At 62.0% G+C, this 16,402-nt stretch carries 15 protein-coding genes, 1 tRNA gene and 2 pseudogenes; 8 read left to right on the forward strand and 10 right to left on the reverse strand.

What is annotated here, in order from left to right:
- The first annotated feature begins 30 nt into the window (after window positions 1-30).
- Window positions 31-816, forward strand: coding sequence for a histone H1-like repetitive region-containing protein (locus tag J4G32_RS20420; RefSeq protein ID WP_210497407.1), 786 nt, complete (start codon window positions 31-33; stop codon window positions 814-816).
- 109 nt (window positions 817-925) lie between these two features.
- On the opposite strand, the gene J4G32_RS20425 is transcribed toward J4G32_RS20420, so the two are convergent.
- Entirely contained in the window at window positions 926-1,324 is a 399-nt protein-coding gene (locus J4G32_RS20425; RefSeq protein WP_210497408.1) for a PRC-barrel domain-containing protein, read from the reverse strand.
- 179 nt (window positions 1,325-1,503) lie between these two features.
- Between J4G32_RS20425 and mepA the strand changes: the two genes are divergently transcribed.
- Complete coding sequence (gene mepA, locus J4G32_RS20430; RefSeq protein ID WP_210497409.1) at window positions 1,504-2,415, forward strand: penicillin-insensitive murein endopeptidase; 912 nt, start codon at window positions 1,504-1,506, stop codon at window positions 2,413-2,415.
- Window positions 2,416-2,488: 73 nt separating this feature from the next.
- Here the strand turns inward: mepA and msrA are convergent, their stop codons facing one another.
- Window positions 2,489-3,148 (reverse strand): peptide-methionine (S)-S-oxide reductase MsrA, encoded by a 660-nt coding sequence (gene msrA, locus J4G32_RS20435; RefSeq protein ID WP_210497410.1) that lies wholly within the window; start codon window positions 3,146-3,148, stop codon window positions 2,489-2,491.
- Window positions 3,149-3,227: 79 nt separating this feature from the next.
- Entirely contained in the window at window positions 3,228-3,548 is a 321-nt protein-coding gene (locus tag J4G32_RS20440) for a PetM family of cytochrome b6f complex subunit 7 (RefSeq protein ID WP_210497411.1), read from the reverse strand.
- A gap of 199 nt (window positions 3,549-3,747) precedes the next feature.
- On the opposite strand from J4G32_RS20440, the gene J4G32_RS20445 reads away from it, so the two are divergent.
- Window positions 3,748-3,837 (forward strand) — tRNA-Ser (locus J4G32_RS20445).
- Window positions 3,838-4,672: 835 nt separating this feature from the next.
- On the opposite strand, the gene J4G32_RS20450 is transcribed toward J4G32_RS20445, so the two are convergent.
- Window positions 4,673-5,089, reverse strand: coding sequence for a DUF411 domain-containing protein (locus tag J4G32_RS20450; RefSeq protein WP_246505424.1), 417 nt, complete (start codon window positions 5,087-5,089; stop codon window positions 4,673-4,675).
- Between the two features lie 607 nt (window positions 5,090-5,696).
- Between J4G32_RS20450 and J4G32_RS20455 the strand changes: the two genes are divergently transcribed.
- Entirely contained in the window at window positions 5,697-6,188 is a 492-nt protein-coding gene (locus J4G32_RS20455) for a DUF305 domain-containing protein (RefSeq protein ID WP_210497413.1), read from the forward strand.
- Window positions 6,189-6,323: 135 nt separating this feature from the next.
- On the opposite strand, the gene J4G32_RS20460 is transcribed toward J4G32_RS20455, so the two are convergent.
- The 6 genes from J4G32_RS20460 to J4G32_RS20485 all read right to left on the reverse strand — a co-directional run bounded on the left by J4G32_RS20460 (window position 6,324) and on the right by J4G32_RS20485 (window position 13,597).
- Window positions 6,324-8,705 (reverse strand): heavy metal translocating P-type ATPase, encoded by a 2,382-nt coding sequence (locus tag J4G32_RS20460; RefSeq protein WP_210497414.1) that lies wholly within the window; start codon window positions 8,703-8,705, stop codon window positions 6,324-6,326.
- Window positions 8,706-8,799: 94 nt separating this feature from the next.
- Window positions 8,800-9,774, reverse strand: a complete 975-nt coding sequence (locus J4G32_RS21880; protein ID WP_246505402.1) for a copper-binding protein — start codon at window positions 9,772-9,774, stop codon at window positions 8,800-8,802.
- Between the two features lie 99 nt (window positions 9,775-9,873).
- Entirely contained in the window at window positions 9,874-10,365 is a 492-nt protein-coding gene (locus tag J4G32_RS20470; RefSeq protein WP_210497415.1) for a cupredoxin domain-containing protein, read from the reverse strand.
- A 33-nt stretch (window positions 10,366-10,398) separates the two neighbouring features.
- The gene (locus J4G32_RS20475) at window positions 10,399-11,811 is read right to left on the reverse strand and encodes a multicopper oxidase family protein (protein WP_210497416.1); all 1,413 of its coding nucleotides are present in this window, start codon (window positions 11,809-11,811) and stop codon (window positions 10,399-10,401) included.
- Window positions 11,812-11,824: 13 nt separating this feature from the next.
- Complete coding sequence (locus J4G32_RS20480; RefSeq protein ID WP_246505404.1) at window positions 11,825-13,312, reverse strand: TolC family protein; 1,488 nt, start codon at window positions 13,310-13,312, stop codon at window positions 11,825-11,827.
- A gap of 21 nt (window positions 13,313-13,333) precedes the next feature.
- A complete protein-coding gene (locus J4G32_RS20485) occupies window positions 13,334-13,597 on the reverse strand; it encodes a hypothetical protein (protein ID WP_210497417.1) in 264 nt (87 codons plus the stop codon).
- Between the two features lie 1,088 nt (window positions 13,598-14,685).
- Between J4G32_RS20485 and J4G32_RS20490 the strand changes: the two genes are divergently transcribed.
- The 4 genes and pseudogenes from J4G32_RS20490 to arsN2 form a co-directional block, all read left to right on the forward strand.
- Window positions 14,686-15,045 (forward strand): ArsR/SmtB family transcription factor, encoded by a 360-nt coding sequence (locus J4G32_RS20490; RefSeq protein ID WP_210497472.1) that lies wholly within the window; start codon window positions 14,686-14,688, stop codon window positions 15,043-15,045.
- Complete coding sequence (locus J4G32_RS20495; protein WP_210497418.1) at window positions 15,038-15,565, forward strand: arsenate reductase ArsC; 528 nt, start codon at window positions 15,038-15,040, stop codon at window positions 15,563-15,565. The genes J4G32_RS20490 and J4G32_RS20495 overlap by 8 nt, the downstream gene beginning before the upstream one ends.
- Before the next feature lie 3 nt (window positions 15,566-15,568).
- A pseudogene (arsC, locus tag J4G32_RS22025) lies at window positions 15,569-15,952 on the forward strand (arsenate reductase (glutaredoxin)); the annotation flags it as partial.
- A gap of 48 nt (window positions 15,953-16,000) precedes the next feature.
- Window positions 16,001-16,393, forward strand: a pseudogene (arsN2, locus tag J4G32_RS22030) (arsenic resistance N-acetyltransferase ArsN2); the annotation flags it as partial.
- Window positions 16,394-16,402 lie beyond the last annotated feature (9 nt).

The following is a 16,402-nucleotide window of genomic DNA, read 5'->3' on the forward strand; positions in this document are numbered from 1 at the left end:
TACAAGCGTGACGGTTGCACGCGAAGGCCCTTGAAGGAGGCGGCTATGCCGATAGACGAAAAGTCAAACCCGCTGACGATGTTGTTCACGGGGGACACTGGTGCGACCAGCACCAAGAAATCCGCAAAGAAGAGCAGCGCACGTCGCGGCTCTACCAGCACGAAGAAGACGACTGGCGCCGCTAAGACCGGAGCCAAGAAGACCACTGCCAAAAAGGCGACCGCCAAGAAAACGGCTGCCAAGAAGGCCACCACTAAGACCGCTGCGAAATCCACCGCACGGTCCGCCGCGAAGAAATCGACCGTGAAAACGGCCGCCAAGAAGACCGCAGCGAAAAAGACGGCCGCCAAGAAAACGGCCGTGAAGAAGGCCCCGGCCAAAAAAGCCACCGCCAAAAAAACCGTTGCCAAGAAGACCGTTGCCAAGAAGACCTCGGCGAAGAAAACCGTTGCCAAGAAGGGTGCGGTGAAGAAGAGCGCGGTCAAGAAGACAGCCGCTAAGAAGTCAGCGGCCAAGAAGACGACGACTCGGAAAGCAGCGGCCCCACGGGCAGCAGCCAAGCGGTCTTCAGCCAAGACGACCTCGCGTTCGACCGCCAAGAAAGCCACCGCGAAGAAGTCCACCGCCCGCAAATCCACTGCCAAGAAGGCGACGAGCGCCCGTAAGGTCGCAACCCGCAAGACGGCATCGCGGACGGTCAAAACCGCCGCAAAGGGCGCCGCAAAGACTAAGCGTGCGGCCAGCGCGACGAGCCGGACAAGCACTGCCAAGCGTACCAGCACGGCCCGCAAGGGTTCGGCCAAGGGCAAGCGTTAAGCCAAGCGTGCCGATGCCGCGACGCGCTTCGGCCCATCGCCGCTTCGGCACTTAAGAAAATCGCCCGGATGATCCGGGCGATTTTTTTGGGGTCGGGATGGAACAGGTCTTATCGCTTGGGATCGTTCTCGCCCCAGTAGGGCGTCGCGCTGTAATACCGGTGAACATGCTCTTCCCACTCTCGATCGTAGGACGAGTCGTGGCCCTCTGCCGTTCGCCGGGGCGCGCCACGCAATTGGTCTTCGGTGAGGTTGAGCTCATAGGCGTCGAGGTCGGTGTTGAACTTCAGAACGCCCCAGGGCAACGTGTAGTACTCTTCGCCAAGGCCCATGAATCCACCAAAACTCATCACCGCGTAGACGACCTTTCCGGATCGCTTGTCGATCATGACGCGCTCGATGGTGCCGATCTTGTCCCCATCGGTCCGGCGTACGGGAGTGCCTTCGACCTTATCACTGGCGATCAGGCTGTGAGTTTCGCGGATATCGCCGCTTTGTGCCGTCTGCATGCTCGTCCTCCATTCCTGGTATGAGATGCGACAGTAACGCGTGGCGCAAAAGTCCGGTTCCGGGACAGCCGCGCTTGGTGCGCTCGGTGGGGCGGCGCCTCAATCCGAGAACCGCCCTTGGGACAGCAGGTTCGAGGCGACCCGTTCCCGTCCGTGCGCAAGCGCGATAACGTGGCGGCATGAATACGATTCGATGCCTTGTCGCCGTCTCCTTTTGTCTCGTCGCGTTGTCGGCGTCCGCCCAGGACAAGGGTACGCTGAACCCAAAACCGCTCCCGCCGCTTGCAAACCCGGACAGCCCCACGGTCGCCGCCAAGGAACTGTTCGGACGCGCGGCAACAGCTGCGGCGCTTCAGCCCCAGGCCATCGGCAGCTACGCGCGGGGATGCGTGGCTGGCGCGGCTCATCTCCCGATCGACGGGGACACCTGGCAGGTGATGCGGCTTTCGCGAAACCGGAACTGGGGCCATCCCGATCTGATCCGGATGCTGCAGCGATTGTCGTCCCGTCTGCCGCAGATCAACGGATGGTCCGGCCTGCTGGTTGGCGACATTTCGCAGCCGCGCGGTGGGCCGATGATCACCGGCCACGCGTCGCATCAGGTCGGCCTGGATGCTGATATCTGGCTCAGGCCCATGCCTGACCGGCGGCTGACCCGCGCCGAGCGGGAGGAGATGTCGGCCACCGACATGGTTCGGTCTGATCTGCTCGACATCAATCCGTCTGTCTGGACGCCGCAGCACACGGCCTTGATCAAGGCGGCGGCGAGCGAGCCCTCAGTGGCCCGGGTCTTCGTGAACGCGGCGATCAAGAAGGCGCTGTGCCGAGAGGCGGGCGCGGACCGGGGCTGGCTCACCAAGGTGAGGCCGATCTTCGGGCACAATTACCATTTCCACATCCGGATTGCCTGCCCGGCCGGGAATGCATCATGTGCGGATCAGGATCCGCCGCCAAGCGGCGATGGCTGCGGAGCCGAGCTTTCAGCCTGGTTCACCCCCCAGATGCTTCACCCGACCCCGGGCAAGCCCCGCCCGCCGCTGACCATGGCGCAACTGCCGGCCGAGTGCCGCCGCGTGCTCCAGGCGCCATAGGTCCGCCTGCCGCGAGCCGACAGACTGGTTGGCCGCGAGCCAAGCGGCGGCCACGGCCGCCGCTCATATCGCTTTACGCAGCTTTGACGCCTGTCCCAATCGGGCAAGCGACGCCCGTGCCCCCGATACCGCAATACCCGTTCGGGTTCTTGGCGAGATATTGCTGGTGATAGGCCTCAGCATAGTAGAACGGGCCTTCATCGGTGATTTCAGTGGTAATGGCCGGAAGGCCCTTGGCCGCCAGCGCTTCACCATAGATGCGCCGTGACTCCTCGGCAGCGCGGCGCTGCTTCTCGTCCGCCACGTAGATCGCGGACCGGTACTGCGTGCCGATATCGTTGCCCTGGCGCATGCCTTGTGTCGGATTGTGATTTTCCCAGAACGCTTTCAGCAGGGTCTCATAGGAAATCTTGTGGGGATCGAACGCGACGAGCACCACTTCCGTATGGCCGGTCCGGCCGCTGCAGACTTCTTCATAGGTCGGGTTGGGGGTCGAGCCGCCGGCGTAGCCCACCGCCGTCGTCACGATTCCGTCGCCCATTTCCCAGAATTTCCGCTCCGCGCCCCAGAAGCAGCCCAGACCGAACACGGCGGTCTCGACGCCGGCGGGAAACGGGCCATGAAGCCGGCTCCCGTTGACGAAATGCTCCGCGGCGGTCGGGATGGCATCAGGCCGTCCCGGAAGAGCATCGGCCGCATGAGGGATATCGAGGGATTTGAGATTCTTGAACATGGCGCATTCTCTCGTTGGGGTCTCCCTTATGTAGGGACTTCCCGCCAAAACGCGAGAGTGTGGCGTTCAACCAGGCCACTTACCGACCGGCGAGATAACCGATGGGCTCCAGCGGCTTCTGGCCGAGCCACAGGAGAAACGCCCCGATAAAGAATGCTGTCACGGAGGCCGGCAACTGCACGAGGTGAACCAGAACCGGGTCCCACACCACCGGATGAAGCTGAGCCGTCACTTTGGCCTGAAGGCCGGTCACCCCTGCGGGAAACACGGAATTGATCATCCCGGCCACCGACGTGAAGGAGATCGCGTTATTGACGATCGATCGCGTCCCGTCGATGACCAGACCGACGAACCCCGCGGCGACAAGGAGGAGGCCCAAACTGCGCGCCAGAAACTTCAACGGGACACCCCTGCCAGAACCAAGAGCTACAGTTTAGTCTGTTTTCCAACGCCGGCAAAGCCTTCCCTGAAGTTCGACCTTGCCTTCCGCCCGGTTTTGGCGATACAGGACCCTCCTCCGCCGACGACGCGGAGAAACACCAGCCCCATTCTCCGATGGAACCGCGCTGGTGTGGCGCGCCCCGCAGGGCGCGTATGACGGAGGGGTGGCCGAGTGGTTGAAGGCGCACGCCTGGAAAGTGTGTATGCGGGAAACCGTATCGAGGGTTCGAATCCCTCTCCCTCCGCCAACTTTCCATTCTAACTCCCTGATAGATAAGACCAAATTTTTTTCTAAGTCTGTTTGCCCCTACAATGGCCGCAACCGCTCCGTCTGCTAGATCTCGTTCGCTTTGCTGGGAGACACACGCTTGCTCGGCAGAACTCTTGCCTCATCGAGGGGATGGCCCGTGCCCGCATTTGTATCTCATGTAAAGAGCCGGGGGTGCCTCTGAAATAGGAGGGTGGCAAAACCCTGCTTTCCTGCGTGCGGGTCTCAATGGGTGGAGTGTTGATGACTGAGCTGACCGTGCGCCATGGCGACAATCGCCGCCCGCATAGGGAAGCGGTCGAATTCGGAGTCGCGCTATGGATTCAGAGCGCTATCGGGGGCCGGATGCGCAAGGATCGTTCTTCTCGCAAATGGCCAACTGACACCCGTCGGGGAAGAACTTTCGATAACAGGCCATTTTCAACGCGAATGTCCAAGGGGCTGCAAAGCCGCCTATCGGCCTCCCTGCAAAAACCTTTGATGCACCATGCAGCAGGCCCACTATGGCCAAAACAAAAAGAGGCATTCGGAAACGCTTGGGCGGAATCGGGAAGAGGGGCGCCAAGACGGTAATCGGGAGTGAACGGGGGCTATCAAGCCCTACCGCAGGCGCAGGAGGCCGAATTCGAACGCGCCCTGAGGGAATTCGCGAATCTCGCTAAAAATCCCGTCCAACCCTTGTCCGCGGCCGTCCTTCACCGCTTTCGTTATTTGGGAGTAGGAGGTAGCAAACTTGGCTTACGGACCTAGGTCCAAGAGACTTCCACCCTTGGTCCGCATGACCCCAAGGTTTTGCCGCTTGGTCGGCTCTGGCATCAGGCCGCGCTGGGTCCCCGGTACCGGGCAAATGTCGTTTGGCCAGACGGTCCAAACAGGACCACCTCATAGGTGTCTGGTTCGACTCCCTCGACCTCCATGCCAGGTGAGCCGACGGGCATGCCGGGAACCGCCAAACCTTTAGCTTTGGGCTTCTCGGCGAGGAGACGCTTGATCGCATCAGCAGGAACATGCCCCTCGATGACGTAGCTGCCGACCTCGGCCGTGTGGCAAGAGGCGAGGGCATCCGGAACGCCCAGCCGGACCTTCACTCGATTGACCTCGGCAGTCTCATGAATCTCGACTGGAAAGCCCGCGGCCTTGAGGTGGTTGACCCAGCCAGAACAGCAGCCGCAGGACGGGTCCTTGCTTACAACCACTTTCGGCAGGCCCGCCTGGCCGAAGGCGGGTTTCATGGTCAGGACGGCCCCCGTCGTGCCGAGAGCGGTCAGAAAATGGCGGCGGTCAAGCATAAGAGTCTCCTCAGGCAACAGTCCCTCACCCGCCTACGGAACCTAACACTAAGGCCATCGTTGGCGCTATGATCCCAGGGACGATGCCGTGCATGTGATCCGCTTCGTGTTCAGTCGCCTGATGATCGCGCTGGTGGCCATCGGCCTTAGCAGTGCGCCTCTGTATGCGGTTGTTCAAGCTAATGCTCTACTTCATGCCCCATCTGCCTATGAGGTGGAATCCGCACACGCATCCCATAGCCAGCCCAATCACCACCACAGCGGTGCCTTAAGGACTTACGGGGTCGGGCAGATCTGCTGCCATCCCGGCTGCATCATGGCCGTCTTGCCGACCCCGATAAACTTGGCACAGAGCGAGCCAATATCCGAAGTAGTTCCAATCCCGCCGGACCTGGCCCCCGTGTCGGCCATACCTTCCCGCATCGACCATCCACCGAAACCCGCGTGAGTCCCGTCAGAGGGGCACGCCGCTCCTGATGGAAGCCGGCCCTTCGGCGCCCGCCGCGCCCGCGGTGATCGATGAACCTACCGCCCTTGGAAGGATACCCAAATGACCATTCGAATGATTGCTTTCGCCAGCGCCGTCCTGTCGGTCAGTGCCTGGAGCGCCTTGGCTCAACCGGCTCAGATGCAGCGCCCCTCAGGCGGACAGAGGACCATGTCGGCTGAGAGCCTGCCGGAGGAGTGCCGGGCTGCGGTCCAGGCCGACGGGCAGATGCAGAACATGCAGGGCATGGACATGTCAGGCATGATGCAGAACATGCAGGGCATGATGGCCAACATGAGCGAGGCTCGGAAGGGCTACATGGAGGCTATGATGAAGATGCATGGCCCTATGATGACCGGAATGATGATCAAGGATCCTGAGGTCGCCTTCATCTGCAGCATGATCCCCCACCATCAGAGCGCCATCGACATGGCTAACGTCGCCCTCAAGACCGGTGACAATGCAGAGGCCAAGATGATGGCCGAGAAGGTTATCAAGGATCAGGGGCAAGAGATCACTCAGATGAAGGAATGGCTGAAGAAGAACACGAAGTAGGAAGGGCCGCATTAGCGATAGCGAGCCCCGCCTTGGTTCTCGGGGCTCGCTATAGTCCTTCGCAAGATCCCGTTTGTTCGGGACCAATGACGGGGACCCTACAACCGGCTGATCTAACACCGTGCGAGAATTTCGTCATAGGCGCACCGTCCGGAGCCGGATGGCGTTGCCTATCACACTCACCGATGACAGTGCCATGGCCGCTGCTGCGATGATCGGCGAAAGCAGGATGCCGAAGAATGGGTACAGTACTCCCGCAGCCACCGGTACGCCGAGCGCGTTGTAGACGAAGGCGAAGAACAGGTTCTGGCGGATGTTCCCCATGGTGGCTCGCGACAGCCGCCGCGCCCGCACGATCCCGGTCAGGTCGCCCTTGAGTAGGGTTACGCCCGCGCTCTCCATAGCTACGTCGGTACCAGTCCCCATGGCGATGCCGACATCAGCAGCCGCGAGGGCCGGAGCGTCGTTCACACCATCGCCCGCCATGGCCACAACCCGACCCGCACGTTTGAACTTGTCGACCACGGCGCTCTTTTGGTCGGGCAGGACCTCGGCCTCGACCTCGTCAATCCCGAGCTGACGCGCAACGGCCTTGGCCGTTGTCCAGTTGTCCCCGGTGAGCATCACCACTCGCACGCCCTCTGCCTTTAGGCCAGCCAGGGCCTCGGGGGTCGAGAGCTTCACCGGATCAGCGATCGCAATGGCGCCCGCGACCTTTCCATCAACGCCGACAAAGATCGCGGTGGCACCGTCCTCCCGAAGCTTGTCGGCGGCTTCCGCGAGTGGAGCGACGTCAACGCCGTGCTCGGCCAGGAATGCCTTGTTGCCTAGTACGATTCGCCGGCTCTCGACCGTGCCGAGCGCACCCTTGCCAGTGGGGGAGTCGAAATCCGTGACCGGTGCTGTCGCGAGCCTCTGCCTCTCGGCGGCCGCGACGATCGCTACCGCCAGCGGATGCTCACTCGCCCGCTCGACACTGGCCGACAAGCGCAGGACCTCGGCTTCGGTGAAACCGGGAGCCGGCACAATGGCAATGACCGCCGGTTTGCCTTCAGTGAGCGTCCCGGTTTTGTCTATTACCAGCGTGTCGACCTTCTCCATGTGCTCCAGCGCCTCGGCGTTCTTGATCAGCACACCAACCTGCGCGCCACGGCCAACGCCAACCATGATCGACATCGGCGTAGCGAGGCCCAGCGCACACGGGCAGGCGATGATCAGGACCGCCACAGCCGCCACAAGCCCGTAAGAGAACCGTGGTTCGGGTCCCCAGATCGCCCAAGCAGTAAAGGCAAGCACCGCCACTCCGATCACAGCCGGGACGAAGTACCCCGAAACCTGGTCGGCCAGCCGCTGGATCGGGGCGCGGCTGCGCTGGGCCTCGGCAACGAGTTGCACAATGCGTGCCAGCATCGTGTCGCGTCCGACCTTCTGAGCTTCGATGACAAGGCTGCCAGACTGGTTCATGGTGCCGCCGATCACCTTCGCGCCGACCTCTTTGGTGACCGGCATCGATTCGCCGGTTACCATCGACTCGTCGACTGCGCTACGCCCCTCCATAACCACCCCGTCGACAGACACCTTCTCGCCCGGGCGCACCCGGAGACGGCCGCCGACCTGCACGGTATCGAGTTGGACCTCCTTCTCGGTGCCGTCAGGCATGATCATGCGCGCTGTCTTCGGCGCGAGATCGAGGAGGGCGCGAATGGCGCCGCTCGTAGTCTCGCGGGCTCGCAGTTCGAGGACCTGCCCCAGCAGGACTAGCACCGTGATCACCGCGGACGCCTCGAAGTACACGGCGACCGAACCGCCAGGGCCGCGGAAGGCGGCCGGGAACACGTCCGGAACTGCTGTCGCAACCAAGCTGTAAACCCAAGCCACTCCGGTGCCCATCGCAATCAGAGTGAACATGTTCAGGTTGCGGGTAAGCAGCGAATGCCATGCTCGTACAAAAAAGGGCCAGCCCGCCCAGAGCACAACCGGGGTCGCCAGAAGCATTTGAATCCAATTAGAGGTCTGCTGGCCGATGTAGTGGCTGAGACCTGTCAAATGGCCGCCCATTTCCAGCCCTACCACGGGCAGCGAAAGGGCAAGGCCAATCCAGAAGCGACGCGTCATGTCGACGAGTTCGTGACTGGGACCTGTCTCGTTAGTCGCAAGCAGGGGTTCGAGCGCCATGCCACAGATAGGACAGGCACCTGGCCCCATCTGGCGTATCTGGGGGTGCATCGGGCAGGTGTATATCACGCCCTCAGATACCGGCTCCGCGTTCCTTTCTGTTGCGGGGTTTGCGTATGACGCCGGCTCGGCCATGAACTTCGACTGGCAGCCCGACGAACAGAAGTAATACGGCTTGCCCTCGTGCTGGGCCCGGTGAGCGGTGGTCTGCGGGTCGACCATCATCCCGCAGACCGGATCCTTCACCTTCCCCGCGTCCGTTGCAGGCTGATGGTGGTTGCCTCCGTACGCGTAATGGCCGTGGTGGTGGCCGTGCCCATTTGTGCCTTGGTCATCGCTCATGGTCGTTCTCCACTGCGTTTCCCTGTTAAGCAGACTGAGGCTTCCCATAATGGGAAGGTCAAGTCGCCGCCTAGGCGATCTGCCGACGCGTCTTCTACTTGCGCTTCTGGATCCGGACGACGCTGATCTGGCCGTTCACGCGGTCGGCCTGGAATAGGATGCGATCGCCTGCCTTCACGCCCTTCAGGACTGCTGGATCTTGCGCCCGGAACACCATCGTCATGGCATCCATGTTCAGGTTTGGGATGGGCCCGTGGTCGATAGTCACCTTGCCCTGAGCGGCGTCGATCTTCTCGACAGTGCCGGAGACAGTGGGGATATTTGCCGCCGCTACCGGCAGGGCCGCAGTCTGGGCCGAGATCGGTTGTGACGTGCCGGATCCGAACCGCACGACGGAGATCTGTCCGTTCACGCGGTCGGCCTGAAACTGTACCTTGTCGCCAGCCTTCACGCCTTGGAGCAGAGCAGGATCCTGAACCCGGAACACCATGGTCATGGCATCCATGTCGAGGTTGGAAATGGGGCCATGGTCGATTGTGACCTTGCCTGCGCCTGCGTCGACTTTCTCCACCATGCCGGACACCATGGGCAACTGGCTTGCGATGGCTGGCTGCGCGGCGGCCGGGGCCGGGGCAGCGGCCTGCATCTGCGCGGTCTGCCCGGCCTTTTGATCAAGGGGACCAGAGCCATGTGGCGGCTGGTCTGCCTTGGCACGATAGTCCCCTTGGCGGTTGCGGACCTGCCACTCCTTAAGCTCGGAAATCTGCCTCTGCTGCTCGTCCAGGATCTTCTGTGCGACTCGGCGGAGCTGCTCGTCGGCGCCGTGCTCAAGCTGCGTCCTTGCAAGGAATATCAGGTCTTCATGGTGGGCGATGAGGAGCGCCGCGAAGTCCCTGTCAGGATCGCCTGCAAGCTTCATATTATTGAAGCGGTCGTCCATGACCTCGCGGACGCGCTCGTAGGCGGCCGATGCCCCCTTAGCGGGCTGTGCCTGCGCAAATCCATTCGTGCCAATGGCGCCGATAATCAGTACGGCACCGGCGGTGAGGGTGACGGTAAAGCGGTTCATAATAATGCCTCTCGTCCGGAAGGATCGCCCCGCAACGTCGGTTGCGCGGGACGATCGGGCCTTACGAGCCCTTCTTGAATAACATGACGCGATTGTGCGTCACTTCACGACCACGATGCCGTGCATGCCGGACTCGTAGTGGCCCGGGATTAGGCAGGCGAACTCGTAGGTGCCGGCCTTGGTGAAGCGCCAGACAATGTCGTCAGCGCCGCTTGGTGCGAGCCGCTTCCCGTTCGGGTCGTCGTGCTCCATGTCCGGGTTCTTCTCCATCTGGATCTTGTGCTTCGCGTTGTTCGCGACAGAGTCGAGCATGAACTCGTGATCTACCTTGCCGCCGTTCTTGAGGACGAACTTCACCTGTTCGCCGCGTTTGATCTCGACCTTGTTCGGCTCGAACAGCATCTTTGCGTCCTCGGTCTCCTTCATGGTGACCTCGATTGTGCGGGCGACAGGTTTCACTGGGTCGCCCGGCTCGCCCGCCGCGAACGACTTGTGGCTGTGGCCCGGCTCACCAGGGGCGGCGAGTGCCAGCCCGGCAGAGAGTGTCAGCACCCCGGCGGCGGCTATGAGGGCAGAATTACGTGTCTTCATTGATTGCTCCTTTGGCATCGGTTCTTGTCGGGATCAGTGATTGTCGTGGTTGCCCGCCTTGCGGATCGGGTGCTTGCGCGGATCGATGGCTCGGAACTCTGCCGCCTTCACGTTGCTGTCGGGAGGGGCTGCCCGGGTGGGCTCGGCGAGTTTCTCGCCCGTCCACTCGTACGCGACGGTTCCCTCCGGGTGCTTGTACCAGCCGGGGTCCTTGTAATCGTCGGCCGCGAGGCCCGGCCGCACCTTCACGACGGAGAACATGCCGCCCATCTCGACGGGGCCGAACTGCGCGAAGCCCGTCATCATCGGCAACGTGTTGTCAGGCAGGGGCATCTCCATCGAGCCCATTTCCCCCATGCCCCTGCCGCCCATCGGCATGTAGCCCGGGGCAAGCTTCTTGATGGCGGGGGCCGTCTTGTTCATGTTCACGCCGATGTAGGTCTTCACGTCATGGCCCATGGCGTTCATGGTGTGGTGCGACTTGTGGCAGTGAATCGCCCAGTCACCGGGTGCATCTGCGACGAACTCGAACGCCCGCATCTGCCCGACCGCCACGTCGATCGAAACCTCCGGCCACGCCGCTCCTTCTGGCACCCAGCCGCCATCCGTGCCGGTGACCTTGAAGTCGTAGCCGTGCATGTGAATCGGGTGGTTGGTCATGGTCAGGTTGCCGAACCGGACGCGGACCTTGTCGCCCTGACGCACCACGAGCGGATCGATGCCGGGGAACACGCGCGAGTTCCAGCACCAGAGATTGAAGTCGAGCATCGTGTTGACCTTCGGCACGTAGCTTCCAGCCTCGATGTCGAACGCGTTGAGCAGGAACACGAAGTCGCGATCGACGCGGCGCTCGGCCGGGTCGCGCGGATGCACGACGAAGAAGCCCATCATGCCCATCGCCATCTGGACCATCTCGTCCGAGTGGGGGTGGTACATGAAGGTGCCGGACTTTTGGCAGATGAACTCGTAGACGAATGTCTTGCCCGGAGGGATATGCGGTTGGGTCAGGCCGCCGACCCCGTCCATGCCGTTGGGCAAAAGCTGGCCATGCCAGTGAACCGCAGTGTTCTCCGGCAGTTTGTTGGTGACGAAGATACGCACCCTGTCGCCCTCGACCGCCTCGATGGTCGGCCCCGGCGATTGGCCGTTGTAGCCCCATAGGTGCGCCTTCATGCCGGGCGCGAGCTCGCGCACAACAGGCTCGGCCACGAGGTGGAACTCCTTCCAATCCCCATTCTGGCGCCAGGGCAGAGTCCAGCCGTTAAGGGTGACGACGGGTTGGTAGTCCGGCCCGCTCTTCGGGTAGAGTGGCGGCTGCATCGTGCCCTCCGCCATAGTCGGCGCCTCAGGCAGGCTCGCCGCCTGCGTGCGTCCGCTGATCATGGATGCACCGGCAAGAGTCAGGCCTCCGGCCCCGAGGAAGTTCCTGCGTGAAAGGTCGGTCATTGGTCTTTCCCTCTCAGTGTCCACCGCCACCGCCGCCAGCGGCAGCAGTCACAGGTGTGCCGCCACCTTCACCGCCGCTGCCGCCCCCACCCCCGACGAGTGCGGCCTTGAGGTCGGTTGAGGCGATCCAGAAATCGCGACGGGCGTTTATGGCGTCGACGTTGCTGAGGATGCGGGCTCGGGCGTCGAGGATGAGCTGGCTGACGTCGACAAGCATCCCGCTGTACTGAAGCAGTGCCTCGTCCTGGATGGTTTTCTGCAAAGGCAGGACACGACCCTGATAGTGGCGGGCGAGGTCGTGGTTGCCGCGGTAGCGTAGATAGGCCTCGCGTGTCTCCGAGCGGGCGTTCACGGCCAGCTCGGCCAGGCGGTTCGCCGCGGCCATGTAAGTTTCCTGAGCATTGCGCACTGCCGTACCGCCGAAGTCGAAGATCGGGATCTGAAATTCGACCTCCAAGCCCTGGCGTTTGATCCTCTCACGATCGACTGCCACGCCCTCCGGCCCCACGGCAAAAGATGTGGCGCGCTCATAACTGGAGATCCCAGCGAGCTCGATATCCGTCACCAAGCGGGTAGCGTTTGTAAGTCCGTACTGTCCAGCGACGGCGTTCAGGTCGTGGCGCAGCGCCTGGATGTCGACTCGCTTCTCCAGCGCCTGGCGTTCGATGTCCTTCGCCGAAGCAATGCGAGCCGGCAAGGGTGGCAAGGAATTCGGTAGGCGGAAGTCGAGGTCGCGGTCCCACAGCCCTAGCTGCCTAATCAGGCGTTCGCGGGCAACTTTCTGCTCGATGCGGGAACGGGCAAGCTGGGCCCCAAGTTCCTGGTAGAACGCGTGCTCGCGGGCCTGCTCCAGCTTGTTGAGGGCGCCGCTTTCGCCGAGCTGCTTGGTGAGCTCGGAAGCGGTCTCCGCCGTCCCGAGCGCCTGCTGCATAAAGGCGACCTGCTGGTTGGCAGCAATGGCCCGGTAATATTCTCGGCGGGTCTCGGCGGCGAGCCTGAGCACGGCCTCGGCGGTGCGGAATTGGGCAGCGCGGAACCGCTGCTCGGCGATAGCGGTGCGCGCGGGCAGCGTGGCCAGTTCAAACAGGCCGATCAGGATCTGGCGTTCGATCTCGAGCTCCAGACTGCCGCCAAGTCGCGACAGGGCCACCGTCGGGTTTGGGGGCAGACTCGTCTGGACGTATTCGGCCTCAGAGACTCCGAGTTCGTTGAATGCGACTTGCAATCCCCTGTTCTTGAGCAGAGCGATTTGAACCGCGCTGTCCGCGGTTAAAGGCCGCTTGAGAAGAACCTCGGCCTGCTGCTGCGTCGCGAGGGCGCCGGCCTCGTTGGTAACCTTCACGACATCCTTGTTCAGCTCGGCGTAAGCAACCGTCTGCGCGGTTGACAGCCCGCCATCAGCCGAGAACGACACGCAGCCGCCCAGCATCAGGGTAGCGGCCACGCCCCCGAGCAGCCGCAGCCCGGGCCCCCGTCCAGCATGTCCATTGTCGGTCATCATTCTACTGTCCTTGCGCATGGGTCATCGGCCCCGGCGGGCGGCATCGTTGCTGTTGCCACGCTCGGCTTCAGTCCCGGCCCCAGGCGCGACACGACGGTTGAGCTCCCGCCAATCGAGAGGATCGACGACCTCGTATGCGCGCACCCCTGCTGTGACGGAGGAGTAGGCCGGCAGGCGAGTGCCTGCGGCGGGATCTGCGGCCGCGACGAGATAGGAGGTGGGTTGAGTAGGTATGCAGGCAGCCAAGCCAAGGCTGAGCGCGGCCAGTAAAATCAGTTTAAGCATGGGATCCGTCTCGGTACGGACCTCCAGGGCAGGATCGACGCGGTGATGACTATCGTGACGGGTGGGCGTACCGCCTCGTCACGGGTCTGGCGTTATGATCAATTTCCCCGGAGGATGACCGTCTTGGGTTTCAGGTCGGGCATGCCTGACGTTGCAAACAGCCATGCCGATGCGTGCGGGCGAAATCGCCCGCGCCTGAATCAGACGGTTCGTGGAGGTCTCTTAAGACCGCCGGGGACGATACCCTCGACCTGCTCATCCCTGGCCGCGGGGATGGAGACAATCCGGTTGAACGGCGAGAGGATACTGGGGCCTGCGCTGGTCTGGAAAGCGTGGCAGAGGGTCATACTGCAGCAGCCAGAACCTGTCGCCTCATGGTGGCCAGCCTTTTGGTCCCCACAGGATACAGTTGCTCCGTGCCCGCACGAAGCATCTACAGCGTCATGGCGGTGGTGGGAATCAAACGTTACGGCATGCTCTTGGTTGCCCACTTCAGCCGCCTTCGGCATGGAGATCGGGAAGATCGCCATGGTGATCGCAAGCAGCACAGCGATGATAGGGGCCATCCGCCGCAAAAACGCACCTCAAGGTCAGGGCTTGATATGTGTCACGTAGGGACTGCTTCGACAAGGTGCTTTATGCCGCCCTTCGATCTGTATCATTCGCCACTCCTAAACCTTCCCACCGTTGCAAGGTCAACGGTCATGTACGATTTTAGACCTAGAGCATAGTTGCATCTTTCCGAGGCGCGCCGAGTAACACCTGACCTCGGATGACAAACAGGAACCGCCCAGTTGCAAGAGGCATGGTGGGACAAGCTGGTTAAGGTCGAGCACCAAACTGCAAACAGAAAGAGGCATGCGGAAGCGACAGGGCTGCGATCGACGACGAGAGGGGGGACAACCAGTCCCAACGGAGGCGCAGGTGGCTGCTTTCGAGCGTTCCTTGAGGTGAAATTTGACAACCTCCCCAGAAATCCCGTCCAGCCCCTGTCTCTAGGCGCTATTGGCCGCCTTCGTCCTTCGGACAGCCCGCTGATAGAGCAAGCCCACTTGCCAAAGATCCTATCTGTCGATAATGCTCGACATATGGAAAACGAAACTGCAATCCTCTCCTTTGCGGCCTTGGCACAGGGAACGCGCCTCGATGTCTTCCGGCTTCTGGTGCGCCATGAGCCCGAGGGCTTGCCGGCCGGTGAGATCGCCTCGCAACTCGCCGTGCCGCACAACACCATGTCGAGCCACCTTGGCATCCTGACCCGCGCCGGATTGATCCAGTCCCAGCGGAAAAGCCGATCGATCATCTACCGCGCCGACCTCAACCAGATGCGTGAAATCGCTCGCTTCCTGCTCAAGGATTGCTGCGGCGGAAAACCGGAAATCTGCGCGGGGCTTATTGCGGATCTCACCCCGTGCTGCTCACAAGTCGAGGAAGAAGCTCATGTCTGAGCGGGTCTACAATGTCCTGTTTCTCTGCACTGGTAATTCGGCCCGCTCGATCATCGGCGAGGCCGTACTCAATCATCTGGGGGAAGGCCGATTCAAAGCCTATTCCGCTGGAAGCCAGCCTAAAGGCAGTGTTCATCCCCTCGCCCTGAAAGTGCTGAAAGAGGCAGGCATCCCAAGCGATGGCGCTAGCTCAAAGAGCTGGACGGTGTTTGCCGATCCGGATGCACCTGTGATGGATTTCATCTTCACGGTCTGCGACAGCGCAGCGGGGGAATCCTGCCCTCATTGGCCAGGGCAACCGTTCACTGCCCATTGGGGGATTGAGGATCCGGCCGCCGTCGAGGGGACCGAGATCGAGAGGGAGCGCGCCTTCGTTACCGCTCTGCGGTACCTCCGCAATCGGATTGTGGCCTTCACAGCACTCCCGGTTAACATGCTCGATCGGGCGTCTCTGCAATCGCAGTTGCGGGAAATCGGCCAAACTGAGGGAGTTTCGTCTCCTCGCCAGGGAGCGGCCTGATTTATGGATGTCATCGTCTACCACAACCAGGCTTGCGGAACCTCGCGCAACACCCTCAGGCTCATTCGCAATACGGGTGTTGAGCCTCATGTCATCGAATATCTCAAAACCCCGCCCTCGCGAGCTTTGTTGGGCCAGCTCATCAAGCGTATGGGCGTCCCTGTGCGAGCAGTGATCCGAGAAAAGGGCACACCGTTCGAGGAGTTGGGGCTCGACAACCTCGCCTTGAGCGATGAAGAGCTTCTCGACGCCCTGATGGCTCACCCGATCCTGATCAACCGGCCCATCGTCGTCACACCAAAAGGTGTGAAGCTCTGCCGGCCGTCGGAAACCGTGCTTGATCTCTTACCCGTTGAGGCGATGACCGATCTCGACAAGGAGGAGGGTTCGCCCTTTCTCACCGACACGGCCATCGAGACATCCCAGGAGCTGATCGACGCCCTTCAGACGGCGGGACTGCCGACAGACGACCTAAACGACTCCGGCCGATCCTTCTTCCGATACAGCAAACTCGGAGGTTCGCCTGTCGGGTTTGGCGGGTTCGAGCTCTATGGCTCCGATGCCCTGTTGCGCTCCATGGTCGTCTCTCCCGATGCACGCGGTCAGGGCATTGGTCGAAACATTGCGCTGTTGTTGTCACGACGAGCCTCTGATCTGGGTGCCCGGACGGCCTATGTCCTGACGACAACGGCAGCACCGTTCTTTGAGGCGCAAGGCTTTAAGCCCATCAGTCGCGACGAGGCCCCCGCAGCCATTCTCTCGACCCGGCAGGCCGCTGATCTTTGCCCAGCTAGTGCAACCGTGCTCGCCAAGCCGCTCACTTTCTGAAAGCCCATC

The sequence above is a fragment of the Microvirga antarctica genome (assembly GCF_017921815.1).
GTDB classification, from domain to species: domain Bacteria; phylum Pseudomonadota; class Alphaproteobacteria; order Rhizobiales; family Beijerinckiaceae; genus Microvirga; species Microvirga antarctica.